Origin of the sequence: Burkholderia sp. Bp9016, assembly GCF_003857765.1 — a bacterium.
Lineage (GTDB): Bacteria > Pseudomonadota > Gammaproteobacteria > Burkholderiales > Burkholderiaceae > Burkholderia.
This window is the reverse complement of the sequence record NZ_QTPY01000036.1, coordinates 22,648-41,250: the sequence shown is the minus strand read 5'-3', so window position 1 is coordinate 41,250 and position 18,603 is coordinate 22,648. Positions and strand designations below refer to the sequence as shown.

The window sequence follows — 18,603 nt, the reverse complement described above, 5'->3', positions numbered from 1 at the left end:
CGGTGACAACAGGTGAGGCAAGAGACCAGCGTCGCTGGGAAACTGGTCCCCCCAACACACTGTTATGGACTGCTTGCGGTTGCGCCAGAACTTCCCTGGCTGCCGCCCGATGCGGACGGTGATCCTGCCGAACCGGTACTCCACACGGTGGACGAGTTGTAGTGGTTGGAACCAGCGATCGTCCCCGACCCGCCACTGCCGGTTCCGCCAGCAGCGCCAGCGTTGGCAATGCCGTTGTCGTTCGCACCCGTTGCCGTGTAGTGATTTGCGCCGAGTACGATCGTGGCGGTAACACCGCCCGACAGCGCATTTGCGTTCTCGCTGGTCGTGCTGTTCCCGCCGTACGAGCCTGCGGCACCGATACCGCCGCCTGCTGCGAACGCGCCCCCGTTCGTGCCTGAACCGCTGGCCGTCGAAGTCGAGTTGTGGAAGGCGGATGCCGTTCCGGCGGAACCACTGGGTGTGACGGTACTTCCTGCGCTGGCACCCGCGACCGAATTCGAATTGCTCGTATAGCTGCCGGAGCCGACCAATACCGAACCGGACACACCCGCTGCGACGGATTGCGTCTGGTTCACTGTCGACGGCCCGGCGGCCAGTACGGCCGACGATAGGGCTGTGAGCGCTGCAGCTACAAAGACGTTGGCTTTCATAGCAATTCCTTGCTGTGATGAAGTTCAGCAGTCCGGTGCCGGGCCCGCCTCAACCAGACGCCGCCCGGCATCCGCACCGCCAGCCAATGACGAACGCTACGCGCCGCGGCTTAGTGGTGATACGTCGTCCAGCCGATCGAGCCGGCGTTCGCGCCGCTGCTGCCGCCAGCTTGCGAGCCGCCGAACCCGAAGCCGCCAACCGACGAGGTTTGGGTGTGGCTCGTGTACGAGATCGAACCGCTGCCCGGGCCGCCGGCAACTGCGCCAGCTGCGCCGAGTGCCGAGCCCGAATCGGTCGCAGTGAAGTGACCGAACCCGACGACGCCGGCCGACGTCGCACCACCGCTCGACGAGCTGCTGCTCGACACCGTGCCGCCACCTGCGAACGCTGCACCCGAAACGGCCAGAACTGCTGCTGCAATCAGAAGCTTCTTCATGGTCGACTCCATAACGGCGTGGACGGAATAAGCGAGGAAGGTTGCACGCCTTCAACCCTCCCGCCTTGAGCAATCCCAATAAATTAGGACCACCATCTAATTACGAAGCATCGATTCGAATTCTCCGCTTCATAATTTTTGCCAAGCGAAGTGTAGTTCTTATTTCTTAGTTTTCCGAAATTTCTTGTAGGTGTTTTCGATAATACCCGCAATACTCCGCGATTACCAAAAGTCAACACATTCACAAAATCCGGATTAACTAATTCGATATACCGGATTATTTTATTCGACACCCTGCCAGCGGCATGCCGGCACATGGCATCCCGTTTCAGCGATCGAAAATGCGTGAATATAATTATCTACCGCAAACACAGGGCCGCCGGCAATATCTGCCTTATTACAGCGATAACGGGGCTGCTTCACGGTCAGATGGCATCGCATCTCCCTGAGAAACCGATCAAAGGTCTTCCTGGCAATCCGGCCGAGGGCATTCGAGCTAATCCAGCCAGCGCCGGCATTGGTCCGACGCAATCGAAGCGGCCCTGCATGGTCGAAGACGAATCGGCGTCAAGCTGTTCGGCACGAACAGCATGGTCCAGCCGGGTGAACTGAATGAAGGCGAGCGTCGCTGTCGGCCGGTCGTCGTCCGCAGCGAAAGGCGCTCCAGCGCGTGCACCGCGCGGAGACCATGAAACCGGCAAGGTGTAACCCGCGAAGCTGGCACTGCGTCGCGAGCGATACCCCTATTTGTCCGACTACCCCACTGTTGCGCCAAGAACGCGCGGATCAAGCTGCTGCTTATGGTCTTCATCGCCGTTTCCCCGACTGGCTTATTGACGAGTTGGCCGCCCCACATCTTTGTTACGTGATGTCGACCGCCCGCCGATGCCCCGAATGTCGCAAGCAGCATGCCATGCGTTATTCCACCAACCGTTGCGCACGATGCGCTACAACGACCGCGAAACGCAGCGTCATAAATCGCACTTTTTGTTTCAGGAATGTATCGCGACAACCGTCGGGAACGCTCCGCGATCATTGAACGCCACGAAGCAATCCCGGCAATAGACGGACGAATGCGGCATGCAGCCGGGCCTGGAACGGGTCCGCGAACGGGTGTTTCAAACTTGAGAAACGCGCCGCCGTGCGCTCGAGGCAGCGCCCTGCACGGCTGTCGCGAAACGGCCGCGGCGGCCCCGGATCGCCCGGACAGCAGTAAATCGAAGTGCACAACCCGCAGTTCCGGAGGCCCGGCGCGACGGGCATCGATACGTTTACACGATACGCGCTGCCTCAGAACCCGAACGCAATTGATTCATCCGTGAAAATACCGCCAGACTCGCCCGCGAGCGACATGTCGCATGGAAGACGAAGCCGGCGAAAAAACAAATCCATTCGCACTGCGCCAGCACGGCCGCCACCCCGACCCAGCACCCGAGATAAACCATCGACGCGCCCTCATTACCATCTATTGCAGTTTCCTTATCCATCCATTCCATCCCATTCAATTCACTTTCTTTCAATAAAAAACGCCTTTTCGATGATTATTTTTATATCGAATCGATCGGGACACAGTTCACGGACGATACATTTTTTAATCGACGACCAACGTCAATCTCATTGCTGCAACATGCGCATTCCAACGTCCGATCGACCGCTGAACATCCGTCGCAGCAGGATCTGCCGTGCATTTCGTGTGATCGATCCGTGTCGCGGCGACCATCTCCAGGCGCATCGAACTGTCCCGACGATTCACGTCTGAAACAGAAATGCGCATGCCGCGCGGCCGCGCGGACGCAATGCCGGGACGACGCGTTCAGCCAGCGTCCCTGGCATGCCGATTGCCTGATATCCGATCCTGGCGAGCCGCACGTCACGCCCCGAAGAAGGCGGGCGGCGGCGGCATCGTCAATAAGCCATCCGGGGTAAGGCAATGAAGCTCACCAGCGATCGAGCGGCGTTCGCGTCGCTCAGGCATCAGCGTGGCAATCAGCGAAACCGGAGTGCCGGTCACGGCACTTCGGCGAACTCCGCCTACATGGGCCGGCGTGCGCCGACTCAATGCCCGCACAACGCGATGGCGCCCGTTCGTGCGCTCTTCACACACCTCGATCTCGCGCTGCCGACGATGCTCGACGACGGAGAGGACCATGAATGACCGGGTTTCGATCGAAACGCGCGTCGGTCAGCGCGTGCTCGTAACGGGCGGCGCCGGCTTTCTCGGCAGCTATGTCTGCGAACGCCTCGTGATGGAAGGCGCAAGCGTCACGTGCGTCGACAACCTGCTGACCGGGCGCAAGCTCAACATCGCCGACCTGAAGGCGTCGGGCCGCTTCGAGTTCGTGAAGGGCGACGTGTCGCTCGGCCTGCCGCAACTGCAGGTGGACGAGATCTGGAATCTCGCGTGTGCCGCTTCGCCGCCGACGTATCAGATCGATCCCGTCCACACGATGATGACCAACGTGCTCGGCATGAACCACTGTCTCGCGCTCGCGCGCAAGACGGGCGCACGGGTGTTCCAGGCGTCGACGAGCGAGATCTACGGCGACCCCGGCGTGCATCCGCAGATCGAGACCTATCGCGGCAACGTGAACACGATCGGCCCGCGCGCGTGCTACGACGAAGGCAAACGCGCCGCCGAGGCGCTGTGCTACGACTACTATCGCGCACACGGCATCGACGTGCGCGTCGCACGCATCTTCAACACGTACGGCCCGCGGATGTCGCCGCGCGACGGCCGCGTCGTGTCGAACTTCATCGTCGGCGCGCTGAACGGCGAACCGCTCGAGATCTACGGCGACGGCAAGCAGACACGCTCGTTCTGCTTCGTCAGCGACCTGATCGACGGCTTCTTCTCGCTGATGGGCGCCGCGCGCAATGTCGGCACGCCGGTCAATCTCGGCAATCCCGGCGAATTCACGATGATCGAGCTCGCGGAGAAAGTGCTGGAGATAACCGGCTCGTCGTCCGAAATCGTGTTCCGTCCGCTGCCGATCGACGATCCGCACCAGCGCAAGCCCGACATCGCCGTCGCCGCCACCGAGCTCGACTGGCACCCGGACGTCGATCTCGACGAGGGGCTGCGCCGCACCGTCGACTACTTCAGCCGCGAACTGTGGCTCGAGCCGGTGCTGCGCATGACCGGAGCCATCGCATGAACGTGCTCGTGACAGGCGGCGCAGGCTATATCGGCAGCCATACGTGCAAGGCGCTCGCACAGGCAGGGCACGAGCCGGTCGCCTACGACAACCTGTCGACCGGCCATCGCGACGCGGTCCAATGGGGACCGCTCGTCGTGGCCGACATCCTCGACCGCGACGCGCTCGCGATCGCGATGGCCCGGTACCGGCCCGAGGTAGTGATCCATTTCGCCGCGCTCGCCTACGTCGGCGAATCGGTGCTGCTTCCCGAGCGCTACTACACGGTGAACGTGACGGGCACCTGCACGCTGCTCGGCGCGATGCGCGAGGCCGGCGTGAACCGGCTCGTGATGTCGTCGTCGTGCGCGACCTACGGCATCCCGGACACGCTGCCGATCTCGGAGCGCACGCCGCAGCAGCCGATCAACCCGTACGGCTTCAGCAAGTATGCGATGGAACGGATGGCCGCGGATTTCGAGCGTGCGTACGGGCTGAAGTGGGTCGCGCTGCGCTACTTCAACGCGGCGGGCGCGGACCCGGACGGCACGATCGGCGAGAACCACGACCCGGAAACGCATGCGCTGCCGCTCGCGATCCGTGCGGCGCTCGGCACCGGCAGCGTATTTCGCGTGATGGGCACCGACTACCCGACACCCGACGGTTCGGCGATTCGCGACTACATCCACGTAAGCGACCTGGCGGACGCGCACGTGAGGGCCACCGCGCACCTGTGCGGCGGAGGCGACAGCGTCGCGCTGAATCTCGGCACCGGCACCGGCACGTCGGTGCTCGAAGCGGTTCGCGCCGTCGAAGCGGCAACCGGACGCGCGGTGCCGACGGTGATCGCCGCGCGCCGCCCGGGCGACCCGCCCGCGCTGTATGCGGACGCGACGAAGGCCGGGCTCGTGCTCGGCTGGCGGCCGCGCTTCATCGCAATCGAACAGATGGTCGAACACGCAGCACGGTGGTTTCAGAAGGAACGGCATCGCGAAGCCATCCGATAGTCACGCAGGCATCAGACAAACCCACGCAGGGGAATCACCATGAATGTGCGGATTGCCATCGTCGGCACCGGCTACGTCGGGCTCGTCAGCGGCGCCTGCTTTGCGGATCTCGGGCATGACGTCGTGTGCATCGACAACAATCGCGGCAAGATCGACGCGCTCAACGACGGCTGCATGCCGATCTACGAGCCGGGCCTCGACGCCGTGGTCGCACGCAACGTCGAACGCGGCACGCTGCGCTTCAGCAGCGACCTGGCGGCGAGCGTGCGCGACCGCGACGCGGTGTTCATCGCGGTCGGTACGCCGACGCTGCCGGGCACCGACCGCGCGGACTTACGGTACGTCGAGGCGGCCGCACGGGAAATCGCCTCGAACCTGAACGGGTTCACGGTCGTCGTCACGAAGTCGACGGTCCCCGTCGGCACCAACCGGGTCATCGAACACATCGTCGAGCATCACGCCCCCGCCGGTATCGAAGCGGCGATCGCGTCGAATCCGGAATTCCTTCGCGAAGGATCAGCGCTCGACGATTTCATGCATCCGGATCGCATCGTGTTCGGCGCCGAGCATCCGCGCGCGATCGAGATCATGAAGACGATCTACGCGCCGCTCGAGGCGATGGGCCATCTTGTGCTCGCCACCGAGATCGAGACGGCCGAGCTGGTCAAGTACGCGGCGAATGCATTCCTAGCCGTGAAGATCAGCTACATCAACGAAATCTCCGACCTGTGCGAAGCGGTCGGCGCGGACGTCGAGCTGGTCGCGAACGGCATGGGCCTCGACCGGCGCATCGGCGCGTCCTTCCTGAAGGCCGGCCCCGGCTGGGGCGGCTCGTGCTTCCCGAAGGACACGCGCGCGCTGAAGGCGACGGCGTCCGAATACGCGGTGCCGCTGCGCATCGTCAGCGCGGCGATCGAATCGAACGCGCTGCGCAAGGAACAGATCCTCCACCGCATCGAGAAGGCGTGCGGCGGTTCGATCAAGGGCAAGCGCATCGCCGTGCTCGGTCTGACCTTCAAAGGCCAGACCGACGACGTGCGCGAAAGCCCGAGCATCGACGTGATCCAGCTGCTGGTCGGCGCCGGCGCGCATATCCGCGCTTACGACCCGGCACGCCCGCACGAGGCGTCGCGGCTGCTGCCGCAGGTGTTCATGGAAGGCTCGGCGGTCGACGCGGTGCGCAGCGCGGACGCGGTCGTCGTGATGACCGAATGGAAGGCGTTCGAAGCGCTCGATCTCGCGGATCTCGCGGACCACATGGCCGACCCCGTGATGCTCGACATGCGCAACCTGTTCAGCGAGCGGCTCGCGGTCGACAGCGGCTTTCGCCGCTACGAACGCGTGGGCCGCTCGTGCGGCGAACATCCGAGCGCGGACCGTGCGAACGCGCCGCGCACCCCGTCCGCGGACGCGCCCGCGGCACCCCTTGCTTCAACCCAGATGGTCGACTCGAAGTAACCGTTACCCAACCGTTGCGGGAGAACGCCATGAAGAATCTGGTTGCGTCGCTTGCCGGCGGCCCTGCCCGGGAAACATTGGATACCGAAGCAGAACACGTCGACAGCCCGCACACGGAAGCTCCCCTCCTCGTCCCGCTGATGGACGCCGAGACGAAGACGGTGTTCCAGCTCCTCGCGCTGTGCTGGTTCGGCGCGCTGGCGATCTTCTGGCAGTGGTGGCTGCGCGACGAGCACTACGTCGATGCGTTCCGCTTCGGCGTCAACTGCTTCGTGCTGTTCTGGACCACCTTCATTCCCGGTTACTTCATCTTCATCATCCGCTCGGCGGTCGTGCCGAACCCGGCACTCGCGGTGCCGCGCGACTGGCGCGTCGCGATGGTGGTCACCAAGGCGCCGTCCGAGCCGTTCGACATCGTGCGCACGACGCTGCTCGCGATGCTCGACCAGAGCTATCCGCACGACACGTGGCTGGCCGACGAGGATCCCGCGCCGGAAACGCTCGAATGGTGCGCCCTACACGGCGTGCGCGTGTCGACGCGGCGCGGCATCGCCGAGTACCACCGCACGAGCTGGCCGCGCCGCACGAAATGCAAGGAAGGCAATCTCGCGTACTTCTACGATAAGTACGGCTACGACAACTACGATTTCGTGTCGCAGCTCGATGCGGACCACGTGCCGACCCATACGTATCTCGAGGAGATGCTGCGGCCGTTTCTCGATCCGAAGGTCGGCTACGTGTCGGCGCCAAGCATCTGCGACAGCAACGCGGCCACCAGCTGGAGCGCGCGCGGACGCGTCAACGTCGAGGGGCCGCTGCACGGCACGATGCAGGCCGGCTACGCGGCCGGGCTCGCGCCGCTTTGCATCGGCTCGCACTACGCAGTGCGCTGCCGCGCGCTGCGCGAGATCGGCGGGATCGGGCCCGAGCTGGCCGAGGATCACTCGACGACGATGATCTTCAACGCGAATGGCTGGCGCGGCATGCATGCGCTGAACGCGATCGCGAACGGCGAAGGGCCGCGCACCTTCGCCGATCTCGCGACGCAGGAATTCCAGTGGTCGAAGAGCGTGATGATCATCATGCTGCGCTACACGCGCCACTATTTCATGGGCCTGCCGCCGAAGCTGAAGATACAGTTCCTGTTCTGCCAGCTCTGGTATCCGCTGTGCGCGCTCGCGATGGCCGGCAGCGTCGTGATTCCGGTCGTCGCGCTCCTCACCGGGCGCGTGTGGGCGCACGTCGACTACCTCACGTACCTGACCTATGCGCTGCCGCTCACCGTGCTGCTCCTCTGCGTCGTCACGTGGGTCACGCGCACGACCCGGTCGTGCCGGCCGCTCGATACGAAGCTGCTGTCGTGGGAAGGCCTGTCGTTCGTGTTCGCGCGCTGGCCGTGGGTCGTGCTCGGCTGCGGATCGGCGGTGCTGGACTGCCTGCGCGGCAAGGAATTCGCATTCAAGGTCACGCCCAAGGGCGGCACGATCGAACAGGACGCGCCGCTGCGCGTCGTGTCGCCATACCTGCTGATCTCGCTGTTCTGCAGCCTGCCCGTCGTCGCGATCGACAATCCGCACAACGCGGCCGGCTTCTACCTGTTCTCGACGCTCACGAGCATCCTGTACCTCGTGATCGCCGGCATCGTCACCGTCAATCACGGCAGGGAACAGGGGCGCACCGCATCGGCGCTCCGGCAGATGTTCTTCAGCCGCCTGCCCGTGCGCAACGCGCTGTTCGTGTTCGCGCTCGCGATGCTGCTGACGGGCATCGGGCTGCGCGCGCCGAAGGGCTGGCAGGCGATGATGTGGCGTTCGGGGCTGCCCGCGGTGGTCGCGCCCGCACCGGGGCAACCGGTAAAGCAGCCGGAGTTCGGCGCGTACGACCCGGGCCATGCGTTCGCGGACGATCCGGACCTCGCGTTCGATCACGTGTTCGTGTCGTGGAACGCACCGGACCTCGGCGCGGAAATCGACCTCGCGTACCGCACCGCGCAGGCCCGCAACCGGTCGCTGATGTTGACCATCGAACCGTGGGCGATCGGCGGCGACACACGGCACGGCGACTTGCTCGAGGACATCGCGCACGGCCGCTACGACACGCGCATCGCGGGGACCTGCGCGGCGCTCGCCGCGCTCAAGGGCCCGGTGTTCGTGCGCTGGGGCCACGAGATGGATGTCGACACCGGACGCTATCCATGGGCGAACGGCGACGGGCCCGCGTACGTCGACGCCTATCGGCGCGTCGTGACCGCATGCCGGATGGTGACCAACCAGATCCGCTTCGTGTGGTCGCCGGCCGGCAATCGCAACCTCGACGACTATTTCCCCGGCCGCGGCTACGTGGACGACATCGGGCTGTCCGTTTTCGACTGCCGGCGCTGCGCGGTGTGGCCGCCCGGCGGCCAGTTCTCCGCGGCGGGCATCCTGAAGACCAAGTACGCGCGGGTGACCGACTACGGGCTGCCGGTGATGGTCACGGAGCTGGGCGTCGACGGGTCGGACGCGCGCAAACGCGCGGAGCTCGACGAATTCCAGCGGTCGTTGTGGCGCTATCCGCTGCTCACGGCCGTGTTCTATTTCAACGCGGTCGATACGCCCGGCGCGTGGCCGGCGAACTATGTGCCGGACTGGCGGATCGCTCCGACGTTCCTGCAGACGAGCGTCATCGCGAAATGAGCCGCCGCGCCGCTAAGTGCCGAGCAGTTCCTTCCTGCGCAGGTGCACGACGTCGCGCAGCGGCGGCGCGCCGAACAGCCGGCTGTATTCGCGGCTGAACTGCGACGCGCTTTCGTAACCGACGGTCGCCGCCACCGACCCGACGTCGCCGCCCTGGCGCAGCAACAGCCGCCGCGCCTCGTGCAACCGCAACTGCTTCTGGTACTGCAACGGGCTCAGCGTCGTCACGTGCTTGAAGTGATGGTGCAGCGACGACACACTCATGTTGACCGCCTGCGCGAGCGTGTCGACGCGCATCGGTTCCGCGTAGTGATCGCGGATCCACTCGATCGCGCGCGCGATCCGGTGCGTCTGGCTGCCCGCGACGGCCATGTGCCGCAATCGCGTGCCCTGCCCGCTCGTCATCAGCCGGTACAGCAGCTCCTTTTCGATCAGCGGTGCGACCACCGGAATGTCGGCCGGCGTGTCCAGCAGCCGCAACAGCCGCAGCGCGGCATCGAGCAGCGGCGGCGTGAGTTCGGTAAGGGCGATGCCTTCGCCTTCGGGGCCCGCGTCGGGCTCCGGCAGCCGCATCTCGGCCGCGAGCTCGACGATGCGCTGCGGATCGAGCGTCAGCGACAGGCAAAGGTAAGGCGCATCGGGCGATGCCTGCGTCACGCGCGAGAGGATCGGCAAGTCGATCGACGTAATCAGGCAGTTTTGCGTATCGTATTCGTAAGCCTGGCCGGCGACGATGACGCGCTTCGCGCCCTGCGCGGCGATCACGAGCGCGGCGCGCGACACGCCGCAGCCGAGATCGACCGGATGCGTGTGCCGGTGCAGCAGCAGCGCCGGCACGGCCGTCGAGTGTGAGCCGTCCGTCGGCGCGAAGCGGCCGATCAGCGAGGCCAGCTCGCGCCGCCCGGATTCGCGCGACGCCGCGATATCGGTCATGTCCATGACGCCATCCTCGATTCATTTCCCTGTGTCGCGGGAGCATAGCGAAACGGTCCGCGACGCGCCGGGGATTTGCAGGATTGTTCAATAAATTTGCAGGATTGGGTAGACGGAAAAATCGGGCGCTCGCGCACACTGCCACCTGATCCGGCGTACGCCGGGTTTTCCCCACGGAGACAAAAAATGCCCACCACGTTTGTCCTGAACGGCAAGAGCGTCACGCTCGACGCCGATCCGTCGATGCCCGTCCTCTGGGCGATCCGCGAGCACGCGGGGCTGACCGGCACGAAGTTCGGCTGCGGCATGGCGCAGTGCGGCGCGTGCACCGTGCATCTCGAAGGCCAGGCCGTGCGCTCGTGCGTGCTGCCGCTCGCCGGCATCGCTGGCAAGCACGTCACGACGATCGAAGGGCTGCAGAGCCAGCCCGCGCACGCCGTGCAGGCCGCCTGGGTCAAGCTGCAGGTGCCGCAGTGCGGCTACTGCCAGTCCGGCCAGATCATGTCGGCCACCGCGCTGCTCGAGCAAAACCCGAAACCGACCGACGCGGACATCGATGCCGCGATGAACGGCAATATCTGCCGCTGCGCGACCTACGCCCGCATCCGGGCCGCGATCCACGACGCAGCCGCGACGCTGGGAGCCTGACCATGACGATCGAACTCGACAATCCCGGTTCGGTGCGACCGTCGCGTCGCACGTTCCTGAAAGCCGCGGGCGCCGCGGCCGCGGTCAGCCTGACGATCGGCTTCGAATGGGCCGGCCTCGGCCGCCGCGCGCTCGCCGCGACGCCGCCCGCCGCCGACTTCGCGCCGAACGCGTTCCTGCGCATCACGCCCGACGGCGCCGTGACCGTGATCGCCAAACACGTCGAACTCGGCCAGGGCGCATACACGGGCATCGCGACGATCGTCGCCGAGGAACTCGACGCCGACTGGTCGAGCGTGCGCGTCGAAAGCGCACCGGCCGATGCGAAGCGCTACGCGAACCTCGCGTTCGGCACGATGCAGGGCACGGGCGGCAGCTCGGCCATGTCGAACTCGTGGCAACAACTGCGCGAAGCGGGCGGCAAGGCGCGCGCGATGCTGGTGTCGGCCGCCGCCGCGCGCTGGAAAGTACCGGCGAGCGAGCTGAGCACCGCCGACGGCGTCGTCACGCACGCGAAAAGCGGCAAGACGGCCGCATACGGCACGCTCGTGGCCGACGCGTCGAAACTGCCGGTGCCCGAGAAGGTCGTGCTGAAGCAACCGGCCGATTTCAGGCTGATCGGCCATCGCATTCCGCGCGTCGACGCATCGGCAAAATCGAACGGCACCGCGCACTTCACGCTCGACACCGCCTTCCCCGGGATGCGCGTCGCGTTGCTGCAGCGCCCGCCGCGCTTCGGCGCGACGGTCAGGTCGTTCGATGCGACGGCCGCGAAGGCCGTGCCGGGCGTGGTGTCGGTCGTGCAGGTGCCGGGCGGCATCGCGGTCGTCGCGACCGGCTTCTGGGCCGCCAAACAGGGACGCGACGCGCTGAAGGTCGACTGGGACGAAACGAACGCCGAAAAGCGCGGCTCGGACGAGATCATGCGCGAATACCGGCAGCTCGCCGCAAAGCCAGGCGCGTCGGCGCGCAAGGATGGCGATGCCGACGCGGCAATCGCCGGCGCCGCGCGCAAGATCAGCGCGACGTACGAATTCCCGTATCTCGCGCACGCGCCGATGGAGCCGCTCGACGCGGTGGTCAAGCTGAGCGCCAACAGTTGCGAAATCTGGGCCGGCGACCAGTTCCAGACAGTCGACCAGGGCAACGCGGCGAAGGTCGCGGGCCTGAAGCCCGAGCAGGTGCAGATCCACACGCTGTACGCGGGCGGCAGCTTCGGCCGGCGCGCGAACGCGTGGTCGGACTACGTGGTCGAGGCCGTGTCGATCGCGAAGGCGCTCGGCGCGGACGGCAAGCCGGTCAAGCTGCAGTGGACGCGCGAGGACGACATCCAGGGCGGCTTCTATCGCCCGATGTACTTCCACAAGATGGACGCCGGGCTGACCGCGGACGGACGGCTGGTCGGCTGGCGCCACCGGATCGTCGGCCAGTCGATCCTCGCCGGCACGCCGTTCGAGGCGTTCATGGTCAAGAACGGGGTCGACGCGACGTCGGTCGAGGGCGCGGCGAACCTGCCGTACGCGGTGCCGAACGTGTCGGTCGAACTCACCACCACCAAGGTCGGCGTGCCCGTGCTGTGGTGGCGCGTGGTCGGCAGCTCGCACACGGCCTACGCGGTCGAGGCGTTCGTCGACGAGGCCGCGCACGCGGCCGGCAAGGATCCGTACCTGTTCCGCCGCGACCTGCTCGCGAAGGAGCCGCGCATGCGCGCGGTGCTGGACCTGGCCGCGCAGAAGGCCGGCTGGGACCCGGCGAAGCCGCTGCCGAAAGGCCGCGGGCGCGGCATCGCGGTCGCCGAGGCGTTCAAGAGCCATGTCGCGCAGGTGGCCGAGGTGTCGGTCGACGCCGACGGCAAGGTGAAGGTCGAGCGCGTGGTGTGCGCGGTCGACTGCGGGATCGCGATCAATCCCGACATCGTCGCCGCGCAGATGGAAGGCGGGATCGGCTTCGGCCTCGGCGCGGTGCTGCACAGCGCGATCACGCTGAAGGACGGCCAGGTCGAGCAGCGCAACTTCGACGGCTACCACGTGCTGCGGATGGCGGAGATGCCGAAGGTCGATGTGCACATCGTGCCGTCGGCCGAGGCGCCGACCGGCGTCGGCGAGCCCGGCGTCGCGCCGGTCGGGCCGGCGGTGGCCAATGCGATCTTCGCGGCGACGGGCAAGCGGCATTACGTGCTGCCGTTCGATGCGACGGATACCGCGAAGGCTTGATGGCGGGAGAAAGGCCAGCCGCGGGGCGGGGACGTCGCGCGGCCGGCCCCCTCCCGCGCCACCGCCCGATTCGCGTCACGGGCCGCCCGTTCCGACGTTACGCCGCCCGTAACGCACGTAACGTTCCCGCTTCACGCTACGTAACAATCCTTCAATGCGGCTCCGACCCTTCCACTCCCGCCACGCCTCCCGCGTTAAAAATTCTTTTAAATTCAAGGCTGGCAGGCCGATCGCACCACCGCCGCTGACCGTCGCTTCCCGACAGAAAATCCTTGGTCCGAAAGTTGCTTCATATGTTCCCGCAAACACTCCTTTACGGACATGCGAGGGCCAACATGGATTGCAAATACCTGTACATCGACGACATAAAAATCAACTTCGTGCGCCGCACGATCGAAATCGACAACCAAGTCGTCGACGTAACCCCGCGTGAATTCGACGTCGTCGAATTCCTGCTCGACAACATGAACAAGATCGTGCCGCGGCAAGCGATCCAGGAAGCGGTCTGGGGCCGCGAGCTCAGCGTGTCGTCGCGCACGCTCGACACCCATATCTCGCGCATCCGCTCGAAGCTGCAGCTCGATCACGACAAGAACCTGCGGATCATCCCGATCTACGCGGTCGGCTACCGGCTGGTGCTGTTCGGTGCGGCCATGACACACGTCGAACGCCACGACGCGGCGCCGATCCTGCGTGCCGCGCCGCAGCCGGCGATGGCCGCCGACTACGCGTAACGCGTAGCGGCCGACCCGCGCGCCGCCGCTGCGCGGCGCGCCGGCAAGGTCCCCCCGAAGCGCTGCGCCTCGCCGTGCAGCGCATCGCGACCCGGCGTGCCTGCCGCGCCGCGACACGACCGCCGCCTCCGGGCGGCGGTCGCCTTTGTCGGCGCCCCGCCTCACCCGGCGCGCTGCGCGTCGAGCCACGCCTGGAACATCAGCACCGTCCACAGCGGGTGCTGCCAGTTCATCCGGCCCGTCTGGTGCTGCCGCCACAGCCGCTCGATCGCCTGCGCGTCGAAGAACCCCTCGTCGCGCAACCGCGACGGCTGCAGCAGCGCCTCGGCCCAGTCGCGCAACGCGCCGCGCAGCCAGTGATCGACGGGCGCGCAGAATCCCTGCTTCGGCCGGTCGATGAGCGCCGACGGCACGTACCGGTCCAGCAGCCGGCGCAGCAGCGCCTTCGACTGTCCTTCCGGCAAGCGCACGGACGCCGGCAGCCGCCACGCGAATTCCACGACGTGATGATCGAGGAAAGGCATGCGCGTCTCGAGGCTCACCGCCATTGCCGCGCGATCGACCTTCGCGAGGATGTCGGTCGGCAGGTACGCGAGCGTGTCGATCGCCATCGCCTGTTCGGCGAAGCTCAGGTGCGCGGGCCACGCGGACACCGTATCGAGCGGCGTCGGCGGCTCCTGGCCGGCGAGCGCGATGCGCTCCGGATGGTGCACCGACGACATCAGCAGCCGGTACAAGCCGATCCGGCTCTCGGCCGTCATCACGTGGCCGAGCTTGTGCAGCCGGTCGCCGATGCGCGTCGCCGATTCGCGTGCCTCCACGCCGCCCCACGCGCCCTGCGCGACCGCCGCGAGCTGGTCCGCGTGATCGGGGCGCAACGCATGCAGCGCGGCGGCGATCCGCGCACGCACCGCCGCCGGCACGCGATGCAGCTTGCGCCACAGGCGCGGCGTCAGGAAGTAGCGTGTATAGCCGCCGAACAGTTCGTCGCCGCCGTCACCGGACAGGCTCACCTTCACGTGCCGGCGCGTCAGCTCCGACACGAGGAAGGTCGGGATCTGCGACGCGTCGGCGAACGGTTCGTCGTAGATCGCCGGCAGCTTCGGCACGACGCCGAGCGCGTGATCGGCCGTCACGTAGAGTTCGGTGTGCCGCGTGCCGAGATGGCGCGCCACCGCCTTCGCGTAACCGGCCTCGTCGTAGCCGGCCTCGTGAAAGCCGATCGTGAACGTGTCGACGGGATGCGCCGATTGCGCCTGCATCAGCGCGACGATCGCCGACGAGTCGACGCCGCCCGACAGGAACGCGCCGAGCGGCACGTCGGCTTCCATCTGCCGTGCAACCGCCTGCCGCAGGATCGCGTCGAGCTGCCCGACGGCATCGTCGGCGCTGCCGTCGAACGGCGCCTCGCGCCCCGCTTCGATCGCCTGCTCGAGCGTCCAGTACGCACGCACGTGCGGCATGTCGCGCGCATGCTCGAACTGGATGTAGGTGCCCGGCGGCAGCTTGCTGATGCCGCGATAGATCGTATGCGGCGCGGGCACGCCCGACTGACGCAGATACAGGCACAGCGCATCGCGATCGATCTCGCCGTCGAAACCCGGATAGCCGCGCAGCGCCTTGAGCTCCGACGCGAACACCAGCGCGTCGCCGACCCGGCCGTAATAGAGCGGCTTCTCGCCGATCCGGTCGCGTGCGAGCGTGAGCACCCGCGACGCGCGATTCCACAGCGCCAACGCGAACATCCCGGTCGTGCGCCGCAGCGTCGCCTCGACACCCCATGCGGCGATCGCCGCGATCAGTACCTCGCTGTCGGAGCGGCCGCGCCACGCCGGTGCGCGACCCGCGCGCTCGAGCTCCGCGCGCAATTCGCGATGGTTGTAGATTTCGCCGTTGAAGACCATGACGTAACGGCCGCACGCGGAAGCCATCGGCTGCCGGCCGTGCACCGACAGATCGACGATCGCGAGCCGCCGGTGGCCGAGCGCAATGCCGGCGTCCGGGTCGACCCAGACGCCTTGACCGTCGGGCCCGCGATGCGCGAGGCTCGTCGTCATCCGCGCGAGCGTGCCGCGCGCTGTCTCCTCATCGAAGGCGACGCTATTCAGAAAGCCGTCGATTCCGCACATTGATTTGTCCGCCCCTGTTGACCTGTTCCGTCACGCGGGGCGCGACCTTGCGGCCGATCGTCCGCCTGACGGTCGAGCCATATTACGAAGAAATAAATCAGCAATAATTCATGGGTGAATGTCGCCCAGGACCGAAAAAAACCGGCGTCAAGCACCGCGACGCAGTCTGCTGCAGGCGCCGCGGGTGCAGCCGGATCGGGGCGACGCATCACCGGACTCAAGTGGAAGAAACTAACCTAGGCGCCAGCGCCTGCTGCGCGAAGCGCAGCATCTCGCTGCCGAACCCGTCCGAGCGCAGCACGAGCGCGACCATCACGGCGATCGGCCGCATCGCGACGCAGATGCCCTGCCTGACCGTGCCCGGCAGCGCAAGATTGCCCCGCACCGCGCTCCCGATCGTCTCCTGCAAGCTCCGCCCGCACGGCACCCCGCACGGTGGCCGCAGCACATCCGCAGATGAATTCAGGACTCCATACGCCGTGCGGCGAGATATGCGAGCTGCGCGCGATTCTGGACGTTGAAGAGTTTTTCGAGCGAGCGGATATGGTGACCGACCTTGTGCAGCGACGTGCGCAGCGCGCTGGCGATCTCCTGGTCGGACAGCCCGTGCACGAGACGCTCGAGCACCTGCTGCTGTTCGTCGCCGAGCGCGAAGCCGCGCATGCGCGCGATGCGCGCCTCGAGAAACGGCAGCGCGACGCGATGCACCGCGAGGCACACCGACAGCGCACCGCCGATCACGCGATCGTCGATCCACTCGGTGCCATGGGTTTCCGACGTCACGTTCACCGCGACGCGCAGGTCGAGCCGTGGCGCGGACAAACTGAAGATCACGCCGCTGTTCATCGCGTGCGCACGCAGATGGCCGGCCAGCGCGAGCACCTTGCGATCGCCGCTGCCGTGCGCGGCCGCCGCGATCTCGTCGAGCCGCCACGCGACCGGCAAGCCGCTCTGGCGCACCTGCGCGAAGCGCGGGTCGCTCTCGTACAGCATTCCGTCGATGTACGGCTGCATGAACGTCGCGGGCGCGAGGTCGCGCAGCAGATGCGCGCACAGAATGCGCCGCCCGATCATCTCGTATGCGCCGTAACCGAGTGTGCTGAAACCGATTTGCCGCAAGCGCTCGTGACATTGAGCGAAATCGACAGAAACAAGGTCGGAATTACCGGGCATCAATTGCGCGCCGGTAAAAACATCGCGATCGGCCGGATGAATTTCTTTCGAATAAGCGGCAGCGGCCGCAATCTCGGCTTGCGAGAACCACTCGACACGTGGCGCGTCGTCAGCGTACGTCATGAGGAGCCCACCCTTTCCCAATATGTGAACCTGCCCCGTCACGATCTGGTCTTTTCTTTATGAATAACTTCGGGTCGTCTTTGTATGAGCGCGAACATGAATCTTTCGCCGCGACAAATATTACGGCATATTACGTGCACACCGGCATTTTTGTACAATGCCCCCGCGTTTCGTCAGGGATGACGATCGGCGCATACCACAACGATGCTCGATCGCACCGCCGCGAACGCCGTACACGATACGGCCGCCGTCAGGCGATGCGCGTCGATTCCGAGGATGGCTCATGTCCGACATTGCAGTGCATGAAGAAGCGGTCGCCCCAACCTTGTCCCGTTCGCTGCGGCGCGCGGCCGCGTGCCCCGATGCATCGAGCGCGCGCCCGGTACAGGTCGTCTGGTGCGACGACGTGAAGCGCGGCGACGTCGCGCAACCGAATGCGCCGAAGCTCGGCGTCGCCGATACGCTCGCCCATGCGCAGAGCACCGCCGAGCGCAGCCGGATCGTCGCGAGTCTGCTGCATCTGACGGGCTTCTCGACGTTTGCGTACTTCGCGCTCGAATTCGCGCGCGAGCGCGTCGAGAGTCTGTATCTTCACGAGGCATTCACGCCCGCCACCTATCGCGGCGACTACGTGCGCCGCAACCACCACGACATCGATCCACGCACGCTCGACGCCCGCGCATGCAACATGCCGATCGTGTGGGACCTGGAGCAACTGCGCCGCGAACATCGCGAGCGCAAACGCGACGCCGGCCCGTGCGTCGCGCCCGCCGCGCTCGACGGCTTCCTGCAGACGATGCAGGACGACGGCATGTGCAGCGGCATCATGTATTCGATGGCCGTGCCCGGCACGCGGCTGCATGCGTTCATGAGCTTCACCGCACCGCGTCGCACGCGCGAATGGATCACGCCGGCGACGATCGAGCAGGCACTGTCGATCGGGCTGTCGGTGCACAAGTTCGCGTCGCCGCAACTGATCGCGACGTCGCGCGCGCGCGCGGTCAACGGGCTCACGCCGTTCGAGCAGGAACTGCTGCTCGGCATCGCGGAAGGCGCGTCCGACAAGGAAATCGGGCGACGCCTCGACACCAGCGCGCACAACGTCGACTATCACCTGCGCAAGCTGCGCAAACGCTTCGGCGTCGCGAACCGGATCCAGCTCACGTACCTGACGTCGAAGCTCGAACTGATCTGACGCGGGCGCAGCGTCCCGCGTAAACGCACATGCCGGCCTCGCGGGCCGGCATGTGCGGGTTGCGGCGCGGTGCCGGGTCCGGCGCCGCTTC

Annotated in this window: 15 protein-coding genes and 1 pseudogene; 9 read left to right on the top strand and 7 right to left on the bottom strand. The window is 66.3% G+C overall.

Features of this window, described 5'->3' with window-relative positions; translation table 11 throughout:
- Positions 1–62: 62 nt before the first annotated feature.
- The 3 genes from DIE13_RS29780 to DIE13_RS29765 form a co-directional block, all read right to left on the bottom strand.
- Entirely contained in the window at positions 63–653 is a 591-nt protein-coding gene (locus DIE13_RS29780) for a hypothetical protein (RefSeq protein ID WP_124830607.1), read from the bottom strand.
- A gap of 110 nt (positions 654–763) precedes the next feature.
- Positions 764–1,090 carry a hypothetical protein gene (locus tag DIE13_RS29775; protein WP_124830606.1) on the bottom strand — a complete coding sequence of 109 codons (327 nt, stop codon included), beginning with the start codon at positions 1,088–1,090 and terminating at the stop codon, positions 764–766.
- A 1,271-nt stretch (positions 1,091–2,361) separates the two neighbouring features.
- Entirely contained in the window at positions 2,362–2,577 is a 216-nt protein-coding gene (locus DIE13_RS29765) for a hypothetical protein (protein WP_124830604.1), read from the bottom strand.
- Positions 2,578–3,020: 443 nt separating this feature from the next.
- On the opposite strand from DIE13_RS29765, the gene DIE13_RS32705 reads away from it, so the two are divergent.
- The 5 genes from DIE13_RS32705 to DIE13_RS29740 are packed head-to-tail and all read left to right on the top strand — an operon-like array spanning position 3,021 to position 9,364.
- The gene (locus DIE13_RS32705; protein ID WP_148094092.1) at positions 3,021–3,245 is read left to right on the top strand and encodes a hypothetical protein; all 225 of its coding nucleotides are present in this window, start codon (positions 3,021–3,023) and stop codon (positions 3,243–3,245) included.
- Positions 3,238–4,245, top strand: a complete 1,008-nt coding sequence (locus DIE13_RS29755; RefSeq protein ID WP_124830602.1) for a UDP-glucuronic acid decarboxylase family protein — start codon at positions 3,238–3,240, stop codon at positions 4,243–4,245. Before DIE13_RS32705 ends, DIE13_RS29755 begins: the two co-directional genes overlap by 8 nt.
- Positions 4,242–5,231, top strand: a complete 990-nt coding sequence (gene galE / locus DIE13_RS29750) for a UDP-glucose 4-epimerase GalE (protein WP_124830601.1) — start codon at positions 4,242–4,244, stop codon at positions 5,229–5,231. The genes DIE13_RS29755 and galE overlap by 4 nt, the downstream gene beginning before the upstream one ends.
- A 39-nt stretch (positions 5,232–5,270) precedes the next feature.
- The gene (locus tag DIE13_RS29745) at positions 5,271–6,689 is read left to right on the top strand and encodes a UDP-glucose/GDP-mannose dehydrogenase family protein (RefSeq protein ID WP_233410029.1); all 1,419 of its coding nucleotides are present in this window, start codon (positions 5,271–5,273) and stop codon (positions 6,687–6,689) included.
- 29 nt (positions 6,690–6,718) lie between these two features.
- A complete protein-coding gene (locus DIE13_RS29740) occupies positions 6,719–9,364 on the top strand; it encodes a glycosyltransferase (RefSeq protein WP_124830600.1) in 2,646 nt (881 codons plus the stop codon).
- A gap of 12 nt (positions 9,365–9,376) precedes the next feature.
- On the opposite strand, the gene DIE13_RS29735 is transcribed toward DIE13_RS29740, so the two are convergent.
- Positions 9,377–10,303 carry an AraC family transcriptional regulator gene (locus DIE13_RS29735; RefSeq protein WP_124830599.1) on the bottom strand — a complete coding sequence of 309 codons (927 nt, stop codon included), beginning with the start codon at positions 10,301–10,303 and terminating at the stop codon, positions 9,377–9,379.
- Between the two features lie 180 nt (positions 10,304–10,483).
- On the opposite strand from DIE13_RS29735, the gene DIE13_RS29730 reads away from it, so the two are divergent.
- The 3 genes from DIE13_RS29730 to DIE13_RS29720 all read left to right on the top strand — a co-directional run bounded on the left by DIE13_RS29730 (position 10,484) and on the right by DIE13_RS29720 (position 13,892).
- Positions 10,484–10,945: a (2Fe-2S)-binding protein gene (locus DIE13_RS29730; protein WP_124830598.1), complete on the top strand. Its 462-nt coding sequence runs from the start codon at positions 10,484–10,486 to the stop codon at positions 10,943–10,945.
- Between the two features lie 2 nt (positions 10,946–10,947).
- Positions 10,948–13,158, top strand: coding sequence for a xanthine dehydrogenase family protein molybdopterin-binding subunit (locus DIE13_RS29725; RefSeq protein WP_124830597.1), 2,211 nt, complete (start codon positions 10,948–10,950; stop codon positions 13,156–13,158).
- Between the two features lie 335 nt (positions 13,159–13,493).
- Positions 13,494–13,892, top strand: a complete 399-nt coding sequence (locus tag DIE13_RS29720) for a winged helix-turn-helix domain-containing protein (protein ID WP_124830596.1) — start codon at positions 13,494–13,496, stop codon at positions 13,890–13,892.
- Positions 13,893–14,053: 161 nt separating this feature from the next.
- Here the strand turns inward: DIE13_RS29720 and asnB are convergent, their stop codons facing one another.
- From asnB to DIE13_RS29705, 3 genes and pseudogenes are all read right to left on the bottom strand, one after another.
- Positions 14,054–16,021: an asparagine synthase (glutamine-hydrolyzing) gene (asnB, locus tag DIE13_RS29715; RefSeq protein WP_124830595.1), complete on the bottom strand. Its 1,968-nt coding sequence runs from the start codon at positions 16,019–16,021 to the stop codon at positions 14,054–14,056.
- A gap of 217 nt (positions 16,022–16,238) precedes the next feature.
- A pseudogene (locus tag DIE13_RS33060) lies at positions 16,239–16,364 on the bottom strand (EscS/YscS/HrcS family type III secretion system export apparatus protein); the annotation flags it as partial.
- Between the two features lie 119 nt (positions 16,365–16,483).
- The gene (locus DIE13_RS29705; RefSeq protein WP_124830593.1) at positions 16,484–17,317 is read right to left on the bottom strand and encodes an autoinducer binding domain-containing protein; all 834 of its coding nucleotides are present in this window, start codon (positions 17,315–17,317) and stop codon (positions 16,484–16,486) included.
- Between the two features lie 283 nt (positions 17,318–17,600).
- Between DIE13_RS29705 and DIE13_RS29700 the strand changes: the two genes are divergently transcribed.
- Positions 17,601–18,512 carry a LuxR family transcriptional regulator gene (locus DIE13_RS29700; RefSeq protein WP_124830592.1) on the top strand — a complete coding sequence of 304 codons (912 nt, stop codon included), beginning with the start codon at positions 17,601–17,603 and terminating at the stop codon, positions 18,510–18,512.
- Positions 18,513–18,603: the final 91 nt, after the last annotated feature.